The organism is Advenella sp. S44, from assembly GCF_002810445.1.
GTDB lineage: Bacteria > Pseudomonadota > Gammaproteobacteria > Burkholderiales > Burkholderiaceae_B > Advenella.
In genome coordinates, this window is the sequence record NZ_NEXS01000003.1 from 1,297,430 (window position 1) to 1,310,361 (window position 12,932).

A 12,932-nucleotide genomic window follows, 5' to 3' on the forward strand; every position below is an offset into this window, starting at 1 on the left:
CACTGGTGGAACTGGTGAGCGGGAAAGGAACGCGCTTGAATCGGCGCCGTCCACTTGAAAAAAAGCGATTCGTATCTATATGTCTTAATTATAGGGGCTTGCCCCGAATTGGAACCTTAAAAGACGTTTTGTGTCAAAATTGGAGTACAGTTCGCGGCGCGCCTTGGGCGGGTCGGCGGGCAACGGAATTGGCGTGTAAATGGCAGGAGAAAGAAGCATGCGACGTCTGCAAGTGCCCCGTATCCCTAAAGTCGTTCTGGCTGGTTTGTTTTTGACGGGTTTAGCCGCCTGCTCGGCAACCAGCGAATTCAGAACACAGGTTACTTCGTTTCAGCAATGGCCCGCAGGCGTGGCAGGGCAGCATTATCGGTTTGTCAATAGCAAGCAGCAGGATCTGGAGCAGGCCGCCTATACCGGTTATATTCGCAGCAATATGTTTCGCACCGGCCTGAACGAGGCGCTGGGTCGCCAGCCAGCACGCTTTGACGTTGGCTTTACCATCGATACCCAGGTGCGACAGCAGATGGTGCAGCGGGAAACCGGCAATTATGATTTGTATCCGACTTTGGGAATGGGCATGGGCTTTCCCTATGGTTATTATGGCAACCCGTTCTACAGCAGCTTCGGCTTTGCCATGACGCCGCGTTACCAGCTGGTTCCGGTTCCGTATCGCCGTTATTCGCTTACCGTCTACATTCGGGACCGTCAGCAAAATGGCAATGAGGTGTTCCGCGCCAGCGCCGTTGCCGATTCGCGTGAGCGCAGCCTGCCACAAGTGATGCCGTACCTGGCCGCATCGGTGTTTGACCAGTTTCCCGGCAATAACGGGCAGGTGCGCACCGTAGAGTTCGAACGCAGCAAGACGGGCGCTGGTGGTACCGCGTCTCCCATTACAGTAAAGAAACCGTAGAACATTAAAGTAAAGAAACCTGAGAAGATACCCCTACATGAAACCTATTGAATCTGATCTTCAGGCAGTCGCAACCGCAAAATCCTTGCTGCTGGACCCCTGGGACCTGAACGAAAACCATATGGCCGCCGCGCTGGCCGAGATTTTTACCCATAAAGTCGATTACGCCGATCTGTACTTCCAGTACACGCGCAGCGAAAGCTGGAGTCTGGAAGAGGGAATCGTCAAGACCGGCAGCTTCTCCATCTCCCAGGGCGTCGGTGTTCGCGCGCTGGCTGGCGAGAAAACGGCTTTTGCCTATTCGGACAAACTTTCGCCTGCGGCCCTGATGGAATCGGCGGCAACAGTCAAGGCAATTGCCCGACAGGGCGAAGGGCGTATGAAGGTCGTGGGCAATGGCAAGAACAAATCACACGCGCTTTACGGGCAGGACGATCCCATTGCCGCCATGCCTGCCACTGAAAAGGTGGCTTTGCTCGGACGAGTCGAAACGATTGCCCGCGCCAAGGATCCTCACGTGATTCAGGTCATGGCGGGGCTGGGTTCGGAATATGACGTTGTGATGATCGTCGGCAGCGACGGCCGGCTGGCTGCCGATATCCGGCCGCTGGTACGCCTGTCTGTCACCGTGATTGTCGAGCGCAATGGTCGACGCGAGATGGGACATGGCGGTGGGGGTGGCCGCCTGGGACTGAACTATTTCTCTGACGCGCTGTTGCACGAGTATGTGGACAAGGCAGTGCACGAGGCGCTTACGAACCTGGAAGCCAGAGACGCACCGGCTGGTGAAATGACGGTTGTACTGGGTGCCGGCTGGCCCGGCATCCTGTTGCACGAAGCCGTGGGCCATGGTCTGGAAGGTGACTTCAACCGCAAGGGTTCCAGTATCTTTTCCGACCGCATCGGTGAGCGCGTCGCCTCCAAGGGTGTGACGGTCATTGACGACGGTACGATAAAAGATCGTCGCGGTTCGCTCAATGTAGACGATGAAGGCAACGCGACACAGCGCAATGTACTTATCGAGGATGGTATTTTGCGTGGCTACATGCAGGATTCGCTCAATGCCCGTCTGATGAAGACCAAAGTGACCGGCAACGGTCGTCGTGAATCCTATGCGCATCTGCCCATGCCTCGCATGACCAATACCTTTATGCTGGGTGGCGATCACAATCCGCAGGATATTGTCGCATCCGTCAAAAAAGGGCTGTATGCTGTCAATTTTGGCGGCGGCCAGGTCGATATCACCAGTGGCAAGTTCGTGTTTTCGGCCAGCGAAGCCTATATGATCGAGAACGGTCGTATTACTTATCCGGTAAAAGGAGCCACGCTGATCGGCAATGGCCCGGACGCCATGAATCGGGTTTCCATGATTGGGGACGATCTGGCGCTGGATTCGGGTGTGGGCACTTGTGGCAAGGAAGGTCAAAGTGTACCGGTAGGGGTCGGAATGCCGACCATTCGCATGGAAGGCCTGACCGTTGGCGGCACCGCCTGACGTTATTAGCACGCCTGTCGCCGCCAATGTGGCCCGATAGGCACAGTTTGCCAAAATTTTTTGTTTTGCGGCCGATTGACACGCCGCAGCCTAAAAAGCTGTGCTAGGATTGCTGTTATGAAACAAGTGAGCAACGTTTTTTTCTTCTTTTATTTTACATTTTCGACGCGATAGGCGGAGAAAAGGACGTTGCGTACTTAGCGAAAGCAGCAAGAAGCTACAAGACACCAAAAGGCCGCCAGAATTTCTGGTGGCCTTTTTCGTTTTATGCGATGCACTGCCGGGCTGAGCAAGCTTATAACCGATTCGACCCATTGTTTAATGATCTATCTGGAGTTTTCTGTGTCCCACAATACTGACGATTTACGTATTCGAGAAATTAAAGAGCTTAGCCCGCCATCGCATCTGATGCGCGAGTTCACCTGCTCTACTCAGGTGTCCGGCCTAGTGCATGATACGCGTGAGGCGATCCATCGGATCCTGCACGCCAAGGACGATCGGCTTGTCGTCATTATCGGCCCGTGTTCGATCCACGACCCGTCCGCTGCGCGCGAATACGTGAAACGACTCAAGGAGCAGCGTGACCGCTTCAGTGAGGACCTGGAGATCGTGATGCGGGTTTATTTCGAAAAACCGCGCACAACGGTTGGCTGGAAGGGGCTGATCAACGATCCGGATCTTGATGGCAGCTTCAATATCAACAAAGGCGTGCGGCTGGCCCGGGAGCTGCTGCTTGAGGTCAATGAAAGCGGCGTACCGGCAGGCTGCGAATTTCTGGATATGATCACGCCGCAGTATATTGCCGATCTGGTTTCCTGGGGCGCCATTGGCGCGCGTACCACCGAGAGCCAGGTGCATCGTGAACTGGCATCTGGCCTGTCATGTCCGGTGGGTTTCAAGAACGGGACCGACGGCAATATCAAGATCGCCATTGACGCGATCAATGCCGCTTCCCAGCCGCATCATTTTCTATCGGTGACAAAGGGCGGACATTCGGCCATTGTGTCCACGGTCGGTAATGACGATTGTCATGTCATTCTGCGCGGGGGCAAGGCGCCCAATTATGATGTGCAAAGCATCAATCTGATGTCCGAGCAGTTGTCCAAGGCAGGTCTGCCCAGCCGAATTATGATTGATGCCAGTCATGCCAACAGTAACAAGAAATATGAGAACCAGCCGCAGGTCATCGAAGACGTCGCGGGACAGATGGAGTCTGGCGACCACCGTATTTGTGGCGTGATGGTAGAGAGTCATCTGGTGGCCGGCCGTCAGGACCTGAAAGAAGGGGTCGAGCTGACTTACGGACAAAGCATAACGGATGGCTGTATCGGATGGGACACGTCGGTGCAGGTACTGGAGCGCCTGGCCCAGGCAGTACGTTCGCGTCGCGAGCAGAAAGCCGACATCAATACCTGAGCGCAAAGCGCATGCATGCGGCGTGCCGTTGCAATCGGGCGGGCCGTGTGAACGGCCTGCTGCAGCGCGCATTATATGCCCCGAAGTCATTTTGCTTTGCCGCAAGAGTGAATAATCATTAGGGTTAATCACGTTTTGGTTGGTGGCCCGGCGGGGTATACTTTGACGTTTACACCAGTTGTTTTAAAAAAGGGTTGTCATGGATGTGAGTGTCGAGCTGCGACATGCACCGCAGGCCGCAGAAAACGAGCCGGATTTTTCCAAGTTGATCGCCGAATTGCATCGCGGTCTTCCCGCGCATTGCGTGCTGTCCCGCCTTGAGGAAAAGAAACCATTTGAGTGCGACGGCCTGACGCTGTTCAAGGAAATACCGGGTGTGGTTGTGCTTCCCGAAAACGAGGCGCAGATCGTTCATGTTTTGAAAACCTGTAAAAAATTCAGCGTACCCGTGGTGCCCCGCGGCGCCGGCACGGGGCTGTCGGGGGGCGCCACGCCGCATTCGCAGGGCGTGTTGCTGGGTGTTTCCAAACTTAATCGCATTCGGCATATTGATCCGCAGGCGGCAACGGCCATTGTTGAGCCTGGCGTGCGCAACCTTGCCGTATCAGAGGCTGCAGCCGCTTACGGGCTGTATTACGCACCGGATCCTTCCAGCCAGATTGCCTGTTCCATCGGCGGCAATATTGCCGAGAATGCCGGCGGCGTCCATTGCCTGAAGTACGGCCTGACCGTTCACAATGTGATTCGCGTGCGTATTGTGACGATTGATGGCGACATTCTGGAACTGGGTACCGATGCCCCCGATGCACCGGGCTTAAATCTTCTGCCGGCCTTTATCGGCTCTGAAGGCATGCTGGGCATTGTCACCGAAGTCAAGGTCAAGCTTATTCCAAAACCGCAGGTCGCGCGCGTCATTATGGCAAGCTTTGCCTCGGTAGAGGCGGCGGGCGAGGCAGTACAAAACATTATCGGATCGGGGATCATTCCAGCCGGACTGGAAATGATGGACAAACGCGCAACCCATATGGTTGAGCCTTTTGTGAATGCCGGCTATGACCTGCAGGCCGAAGCCATTTTGCTATGTGAGTCCGATGGCACCGAGGCTGAAGTGCAGGATGAAATCGCTCGCATGGAAAAAGTATTTTCCGACTGCGGTGCGACGCGTTTGCAAACGTCCCAGTCCGAGCAGGAGCGATTGCGTTTCTGGGCCGGTCGGAAAAATGCGTTTCCCGCGGCCGGGCGTATCTCGCCTGACTACTATTGCATGGATGGAACGATTCCAAAAAACCAGCTGGCCCACGTGCTTAGCGAAATGGTGAAAATGGAAGAGAAGTATCAGTTGGGTTGCGCCAATGTGTTCCATGCTGGCGATGGCAATTTACATCCCCTTATTTTGTTTGATGCAAACGATCCGGATTCGGTTCGGCGGGCGGAAGATTTTGGTGCGGACATTCTTGAATTGTGCATTAAGGTGGGTGGCACCGTTACCGGAGAGCATGGCGTAGGCCTGGAGAAAATCAACCAGATGTGTTCGCAGTTCACCCGTGAAGAACTGGATGCCTTTACTGCCCTGAAAAGAGCCTTTGATCCGGAGATGCTGCTCAACCCAACCAAGCAGATTCCAACACTGAACCGCTGCGCCGAATATGGTCGCATGCACGTGCATGGCGGCCAGATCGCTTTTCCCGATATCGAACGTTTCTAAGTATCCTATGAATTTCATCAAAGAAGATCTGGCAGAACAGGTTGTGGCAGCGGTGGCAGGTCGCAAGCAAATTGTCATTCGCGCAGGGGGCACGAAAGCATTTTACGGCAATGCCATGGTTCACAATGAACAACTGGTCGAGCTGGATGTGGCGCCTTACAACGGAATCAGCAGTTATGAACCGACAGAGCTGGTCATGACTGCCCGCTGTGGGACCTTGTTGCGCGACATCGAAGCGGTACTGGACGAAAACAATCAGCGGCTGGCCTGGGAGCCCCCGCATTTTGGTGAACAGGCGACGATTGGCGGTGCGATTGCAACCGGCCTGGCGGGCCCGGGCCGCATGGCGGTAGGCAGCGCCAGCGACTTCGTTCTGGGAACACAACTGCTCAACGCCGAAGGGCAGATTTTGCGATTTGGCGGCACAGTCATGAAAAATGTGGCCGGCTATGACATGTCACGTCTGCTTACCGGGTCGATGGGCGTGTTTGGTCCGATTCTTGAAGTGTCATTCAAGGTACTGCCGAAACCCATTGCCGAGGTGACGTTGCAGCGTCACTGCAGTCTTAACGAAGCCTTCGATTGTTTTGGTCAGTGGCAGGCCAAATCATTGGGCATAAGCGCCTCGGCCTGGATTCCCCACGACGATTCGCAGGACGGTGTTTTGTACGTTCGCATTTCGGGCGCTGAGCCGGCCGTCAAACAAGCATGCGCCGTCGTGGGGGGCGAGCGTATGGATACGCAATTGGCAAATCAATTGTGGCTCTCGCTCAGGGAGCAGACTCACCCGTTTTTTGGCGATACCGTCTGGCGTGTGTCTGTGCCGCCGCTAGCCGAGACGGTGAACGAATCGGTTCCGTTGCTGGAGTGGGGGGGCGCGCAGCGGTGGCTGCGGCAGGTGGGCGATGTCACCAATATTCGCCATGCTGCCGCCCAACGCGGCGGTCACGCTACGCTGTTCCGTGCAGGCGCGGGCACCAGTCAGCCGGCCGATGGCGTATTTCATCCTGTCAGCGCCGGCATTGCCGCCATTACGCGGCGGCTTAAAAGCAATCTTGACCCGCTGGGTACATTTTATTCGGACCGGTTACTCAGGAATATTTAAGGTATTATGCAGACCAATCTTGCCGACTGGGCAAAAAACAGTAGTTATGGCGAAGAAGTGGACGCGATCCTGCGCAAATGCGTGCATTGCGGATTTTGTTCGGCCACCTGTCCCAGCTACCAGATACTGGGCGACGAGCGCGATAGTCCGCGCGGTCGTATTTATCTGATCAAGGAAATCGTCGAGGGCAAGGAACCTACCAGCATCACTCAGAAGCATCTGGACCAGTGCCTCACTTGCCACAATTGCGAAACGACGTGCCCCTCTGGCGTGCAATACGGGCATCTGGTCGACATCGGGCGCGAATTGGTTGCCGAGCGGGTCACTCGTACGCCGACCGACCGTTTTCGTCGCAGCCTTCTGGCGGCCGGCCTAAATTCCCCGGCCTTTGCACCGGCGGTGAAACTGGGTCGCATGATGCGCTCTTTCATGCCTGCCACCCTGGCAGCCAAACTGCCGCAGGCCCGTCCTGCGGGCAAGCGTCCCGCCGGCAGTCACGCGCGCAAAGTCCTGGTGCCGCGCGGTTGCGTGCAGCCCGCGCTGATGCCCTCGATTGACGCTGCTACCGTACGGGTGCTGGATGCTGCGGGGATTTCATCAGTCGATGTCAGTCGTAATACGTGTTGCGGCGCTGTCAATTTTCATCTGGATAAGGTCAATAACAGCATTGTCCAGATGAAAAGCAATATCGATGCCTGGCTGCCGCTGCTGGAGTCGGGCGAAGTTGAAGCGGTCATCATGAATGCATCCGGTTGCGGGGCGTTTGTCAAAGAGTATCCGTTTTATCTTCGCAATGAGCCGGCCTATGCGCAAAAGGCCCGCGATCTGATCCAGCATGTCAAGGATATTGCAGAAGTCATCGCGCCAGAGGCCGACAAACTGAAAGCGAAATTCAAAAAGCCCTTGCCACCTGCCGCGGCGTTTCATCCGCCCTGTACCCTGCAACACTGGCAGGGCCTGCGCCCGCTGACGGAAACATTGCTGGCCGACTTGGGATTCGGGCTTAAGGCATTTGATGAGGCTAACTTGTGTTGCGGATCTGCGGGAACGTATTCCGTGCTGCAACCAGAGATTGCCACCGGCCTGCGAGATCGCAAGCTCGATGCCATCGGCCAAACCTCCCCTGATGTCATTATCACATCCAACATGGGGTGCATGTCACACTTGCAAACGGGCACCCAGACGCCCGTGCGTCACTGGGTCGAGGTGGTTGATGAGGCGTTAAGCGACTAGAAGGCCTCGATTCCCCCGTTTTACCGGTCCGGGCGGTAAAATATCGTCCATGACTGAACAATCCACTGTAAAACCCCGTGTCGTCGTCGGCATGTCCGGCGGCGTAGACTCATCGGTAAGCGCCTGGCTGCTCAAAGAGCAAGGCTACGAGGTCATCGGGCTTTTCATGAAAAACTGGGAAGACGATGACGATTCGCAATACTGTTCGTCTCGCCAGGACTGGTTGGACGCCGCCAGTGTTGCCGATCTGGTGGGCGTCGATATCGAAGCGGTCAATTTTTCCGCAGACTATAAAGATCGTGTTTTTTCCGAATTTCTGCGCGAATATTCTGCCGGGCGCACGCCTAATCCCGATGTGCTTTGTAATGCCGAGATCAAGTTCAAGGCCTTTCTTGATCACGCACTCACATTAGGCGCCGACTACATTGCCACGGGCCATTACGCCCGCGTTCGCGCTGTGCAGCGGGACGGCGGGACCGAATACGAATTGCTCAAGGGCATGGATGCGAGCAAGGACCAGAGTTATTTTCTGCACCGGCTTAATCAGGCGCAACTGTCCAAGGCCATGTTCCCGCTGGGTGAAATCGACAAAACCGAAGTGCGCAAGATCGCCCACAAGCTGGGCCTGCCTAATGCCGGCAAAAAAGATTCTACCGGCATCTGCTTTATTGGCGAGCGACCATTTCGTGAGTTTCTGAATCGCTACCTTCCCACCAATCCGGGTCCCATTCTTACCGACGATGGGCAGCAGGTGGGGCAACATCATGGCCTGGCTTTTTATACGTTGGGCCAGCGCAAGGGCCTGGGTATTGGGGGGGTAAAGGGTCGCCAGAATGACGACGGCATTGCCGATGCCTGGTATGTTGCGCGCAAGGACTTGCAAAACAATATTCTGTATGTGGTATCTGGTCATGATCATCCGTGGTTGCTCAGGCACGATGTATATGCAGAAGACGTCAGCTGGATTGCCGGCCGCGCGCCTATTGCCGGACCCTATGGGGCCAAGACGCGCTATCGCCAGGCCGATGCGCCCTGTGAACTGGTTGCTGCTAGCGATCCGGGACAATTGCATTTGCAATTTTCCCAACCGCAATGGGCCGTGACACCCGGTCAGTCCAGTGTTCTGTATGACGGCGATATCTGTCTGGGTGGCGGCATTATTTCCTGAAATTGGTCTGGCCGGATAACTTGCTTGTGCCAGTAACTCTCACTTTTATTTTTTCTTTTATTTCATTATGAATATTTCTGATTCGATTACCCCGCTCAATGCGCTTTCTCCGCTGGATGGTCGCTATGCCTCCCGTGGTGCGGCCCTGCGGCCCTTTCTGTCCGAGGCCGGATTCATGGCGCATCGTGTGGAAGTCGAAGTGTCGTGGCTTATCGCGCTATCACAGGCGGGCCTGAGCGAATTGCCGCCGTTTTCTGCTCAAGCCGAAAAAACCTTACGTAGCTGGATCCAGGCCTTCAGCGAATCTGATGCGCAGCGGATCAAGGATATCGAGAAGAAAACCAATCATGACGTCAAGGCGGTGGAGTACTGGCTCAAAGAGAAAGCGGCCGGCAACGATGAGTTGTCCGCCGCAGCTGAATTCATTCACTTTGCCTGCACCTCGGAAGACATTAACAATACCTCGCATGCACTGATGCTCACGCGCGCCCGTGATCAGGTGATTGTGCCCACGCTGCAGAACCTGCTTTCCATTCTGAAGGATTATGCCCGCCAGTTTGCGAGTCAACCCATGCTGGCCCGTACCCACGGCCAGCCGGCCAGCCCCACCACCATGGGTAAGGAATTTGCCAACGTGGCGGCACGTCTTGACACGGCGATTGCTGCCATTTGTGCTGTCCAGCCGCTGGCCAAACTCAATGGCGCAACGGGCAACTACAATGCGCATTATTCTGCGTATCCTGAGTTGGACTGGCCTGCTATCAGTAAGAAAGTGCTGGGCGATTTATCGCTAACGCAAAACCCCTACACGATCCAGATCGAACCGCATGACTGGATGGCAGCGCTGTTTGATGCGATCGCACGCGCCAATACGATTCTGCTGGATCTGAATCGCGACATTTGGGGCTATATTGCGCTCGGTTACTTCAAGCAGCGTTTGCGTGAAGGTGAAGTCGGGTCTTCGACCATGCCGCACAAAGTCAACCCCATTGACTTTGAAAACTCCGAGGGCAATATTGGCCTGGCTAACGCGGTCCTTAAGCACTTATCGGAAAAGCTGCCCGTCTCGCGTTGGCAGCGTGACTTGACTGACTCCACCGTGCTACGCAACCTGGGCGTTGCGCTGGGTTATTGCATGGTTGCCTGGGACTCATGCAGCAAGGGACTGGGCAAGCTTGAGCTCAATCCGCAGGCGATTGATCGCGATATTGATCAGTGCTGGGAAGTGCTGGCCGAGCCGGTGCAAACCGTAATGCGTCGCCATGGCCTGCCTGAACCTTATGAGCAACTGAAGGCCTTGACGCGTGGTCGTGGCATTACCGAGGAAGCACTGCGCGATTTCGTCGAGGGCTTGCAATTGCCACAAGAGGCCAAGCAGCGATTACTGCAGATGACGCCGCGCAGCTATATCGGCCTGGCGGCAGAGCTGGCCGCCAAAATCTGATCGCCGTCATCGGCAGGACATTTCGCAAGGCGATGATGCCGGCCTGAGATTGCCGGATCATCGTCGTGTGCAACTGTGGTACTGAAAGAACAAATTGGCAGTTACCCGCCTGCACCGCAGGTAATTGGATATTCCAGATGTAAAGGAACGTCACAGGGGCTTAAAAATAGTGCCCGCCACACAAACAACCACCCCCCGCCAAAGCGTTCCAAAGACAGATTTCGCCCCTGATGATATTCATTTGTCGCGTTCCAGCGGCTCGTTTTCAGCACAAATTCGCCGCTCCGACTTTACCGTTATTTTGTTATTTGCAGTGTAATTGCGACGGAGTTAGTCTATGATAAGCAAACTATACAATTCAGCTTACAGGTACTCATGTCGCGTTCAATCAAAGTCCTTCTTGTGGTCATTGCAGCGGCCGTGGTGGCCGGGTGCTCCTCTACGAAGACCGGCAAGGACCATTCACTTAGCCATTCGCCGCGCAAGCAAGTGGAACGAATCGCCTACGACGAAAGCGCCTATGCCTTGCCAATAGGGCAGCCGACGATGCTGGTGGGGCGCGCATTTATTTACGACGCTATCAATGGTGGCGAGCGTAGTGGTGGCCATGTCGATGTGGTGCTCAATCCTGTATCGGCCATGAGCGATCAATGGTTCAATGTGGTCTGCCGGCGCGGGCATGTGCTGGCCGGTAAACCGGATCCGCGCTATGCCGCCAGAGCCTACGCGACCAAAACCAACTCCTTCGGACAGTTCGCCTTTACCAACGTACCGGCAGGCGAGTATTACCTTACGACGCGGCTTTACTGGATGGATACCAAGCCGTTCTCGGGTGCTGTCCAATACGGCGGGTTGCTGGCCAAAAAAGTCAGGCTCGCACCGGGGACCAATACGATTAACCTGTCAGACAGTGACAAATGCCGGGGTTACTTTCATTGAGCATGCATTTACTTTTTGATCTGCAGCAAAATTTGTCGCGCCTGTTACATTTGTCTCACCGATTTTCTTCCCCTACAATTCGCACCATTCACATTTTGCAATGAATTTAGCCCGCATAGATGATTAAATTTACGCAGGCAAAAGTTGTGCTTTGTGCTAATGCAACAATTTTCATTTATTAGAAAGGCAAACTATGAAATTGATTACGCTTGTTACTGTCGCTGCCGTTGCGACCGCTCTTGGTGGATGCAGTTTTTTTGAAAAATTGGGCACGTCCAAAACGGCTGCCACAACGCAAGTGCGCCCCGGCATTTCAACAACGCCAGTCAAGACAACCGGCGCTGGAAATCTGCAGGTCTACGTGGGTTCGACAACTGCACCCAAGGCGACCAAGGGCAAATCTTCCAAAACCATTCCGTTGCAGGTTGGAGACCAGACTTATCAAGGAGTCGGACCGATTCTGACAAGTGCCGATATCAAGAATGTGTTTGTGACCAAGGCCGGTGATCGGCCCGCCCTGGGATTGCGTGTTACGCCCGAAGGTGCCCGCAAGCTTAATGCTGAAATTTCCGGTAAGTCGGTAAAGGGAAAAATGGTACTGGCCAGTCTGAATGACTCCATATTTTCCACAACAATTGCCTCGCCTGGCGCGGTCGACGATGGTGTATTGCTCATGCCGATGGCAACGTTGAATAATGCCAAAACAGCAGCAGATATTATTCGCGGTAACCAGTAATATCGTCGCGGGTCTTCGGTTCTGTCGTGCCGTTGCGTTGCGCCCGGGTTTCACTCTGAACATTGTTAACAATTGCACGTTGTTTTTTCTGTGAAACTGTTGTAACGTAAACGGACGACTTTATGCGAAGTTGTTCTCAAATTAGTTTTAATTAGGAAATACTATGAAATTATCCAGAAAAGTTGCGTTGATTGTGCTTCCTCTGGCCGCAGTTCTGGCTGGATGTAACTCAATGAAGACCGGTACCGAGAGCACTCCCGGCACCACTGCACAGACCCCTGCTGCACAAGGTACTGCAGTAGACGTTTTCCTGGCTTCTGACAAAGTCATTAAAAGTTATCGTCCTGTTAAGCTGAGTGAGAAACAGACCATTTATGTCAGCAAAACGCCCATCATCACTCGTGCGAACCTGACTAGCGTTGACCGTGTTCGCGACAGCCAGGGTCGGTCTTTTGTTAAATTGTCTCTGAATCCAGCGGGTGTTGCTGCGCTCAACGCCGCACCCAAGGGACAGGGCTATGCAACCACTGTAGGCGGTCAGCTGGCTTCCCTCACAGGTATCCGCCAGAACGATGATTTCCTCTTCATGGTTCGTGATGATCAGGTTGCCGGATCTGTTGTAGAGGCCATTGCGCCAAAAACTGCAGCGAAGTAATACTTGCTGTCCAAACGGCTGTCATTTACCCGGTTCAATGTCAGCCCAAGCCTCGCCTAGCGGCGGGGCTTTTTTTCGGCTTTTGATATTGTCATGGATAAGTCGTATCCTATGCTCCTCCTCGTC

12 protein-coding genes are annotated in these 12,932 nt (G+C 54.6%); all 12 read left to right on the forward strand.

Translation table 11 applies throughout. The annotated features are described in order from the left end of the window. The first annotated feature begins 217 nt into the window (after positions 1 to 217). Positions 218 to 910 carry a DUF4136 domain-containing protein gene (locus CAP48_RS10040; protein ID WP_161495229.1) on the forward strand — a complete coding sequence of 231 codons (693 nt, stop codon included), beginning with the start codon at positions 218 to 220 and terminating at the stop codon, positions 908 to 910. Between the two features lie 37 nt (positions 911 to 947). Beyond that, positions 948 to 2,405: a metalloprotease TldD gene (gene tldD / locus CAP48_RS10045; RefSeq protein ID WP_100696064.1), complete on the forward strand. Its 1,458-nt coding sequence runs from the start codon at positions 948 to 950 to the stop codon at positions 2,403 to 2,405. 321 nt (positions 2,406 to 2,726) lie between these two features. Then, complete coding sequence (gene aroG / locus CAP48_RS10050) at positions 2,727 to 3,821, forward strand: 3-deoxy-7-phosphoheptulonate synthase AroG (protein ID WP_304529018.1); 1,095 nt, start codon at positions 2,727 to 2,729, stop codon at positions 3,819 to 3,821. Between the two features lie 199 nt (positions 3,822 to 4,020). After that, positions 4,021 to 5,526, forward strand: a complete 1,506-nt coding sequence (locus CAP48_RS10055) for an FAD-linked oxidase C-terminal domain-containing protein (RefSeq protein ID WP_100696066.1) — start codon at positions 4,021 to 4,023, stop codon at positions 5,524 to 5,526. A 7-nt stretch (positions 5,527 to 5,533) separates the two neighbouring features. Next, positions 5,534 to 6,631, forward strand: a complete 1,098-nt coding sequence (gene glcE / locus CAP48_RS10060; protein ID WP_100696068.1) for a glycolate oxidase subunit GlcE — start codon at positions 5,534 to 5,536, stop codon at positions 6,629 to 6,631. Between the two features lie 6 nt (positions 6,632 to 6,637). Next, positions 6,638 to 7,864 carry a glycolate oxidase subunit GlcF gene (glcF, locus tag CAP48_RS10065; RefSeq protein WP_100696070.1) on the forward strand — a complete coding sequence of 409 codons (1,227 nt, stop codon included), beginning with the start codon at positions 6,638 to 6,640 and terminating at the stop codon, positions 7,862 to 7,864. Between the two features lie 49 nt (positions 7,865 to 7,913). Beyond that, a complete protein-coding gene (gene mnmA / locus CAP48_RS10070) occupies positions 7,914 to 9,032 on the forward strand; it encodes a tRNA 2-thiouridine(34) synthase MnmA (protein ID WP_100696072.1) in 1,119 nt (372 codons plus the stop codon). A 67-nt stretch (positions 9,033 to 9,099) separates the two neighbouring features. Further along, on the forward strand, positions 9,100 to 10,476 hold the full coding sequence (gene purB / locus CAP48_RS10075) for an adenylosuccinate lyase (protein ID WP_100696074.1): 1,377 nt from the start codon (positions 9,100 to 9,102) through the stop codon (positions 10,474 to 10,476). Positions 10,477 to 10,600: 124 nt separating this feature from the next. Continuing rightward, positions 10,601 to 10,795 (forward strand): hypothetical protein, encoded by a 195-nt coding sequence (locus tag CAP48_RS20050; protein WP_153045677.1) that lies wholly within the window; start codon positions 10,601 to 10,603, stop codon positions 10,793 to 10,795. A 56-nt stretch (positions 10,796 to 10,851) separates the two neighbouring features. After that, positions 10,852 to 11,415 carry a carboxypeptidase-like regulatory domain-containing protein gene (locus tag CAP48_RS10080; protein WP_100696076.1) on the forward strand — a complete coding sequence of 188 codons (564 nt, stop codon included), beginning with the start codon at positions 10,852 to 10,854 and terminating at the stop codon, positions 11,413 to 11,415. A 193-nt stretch (positions 11,416 to 11,608) separates the two neighbouring features. After that, positions 11,609 to 12,151, forward strand: coding sequence for a hypothetical protein (locus CAP48_RS10085; protein WP_100696078.1), 543 nt, complete (start codon positions 11,609 to 11,611; stop codon positions 12,149 to 12,151). Between the two features lie 163 nt (positions 12,152 to 12,314). Next, complete coding sequence (locus tag CAP48_RS10090) at positions 12,315 to 12,806, forward strand: hypothetical protein (RefSeq protein ID WP_100696080.1); 492 nt, start codon at positions 12,315 to 12,317, stop codon at positions 12,804 to 12,806. Positions 12,807 to 12,932 lie beyond the last annotated feature (126 nt).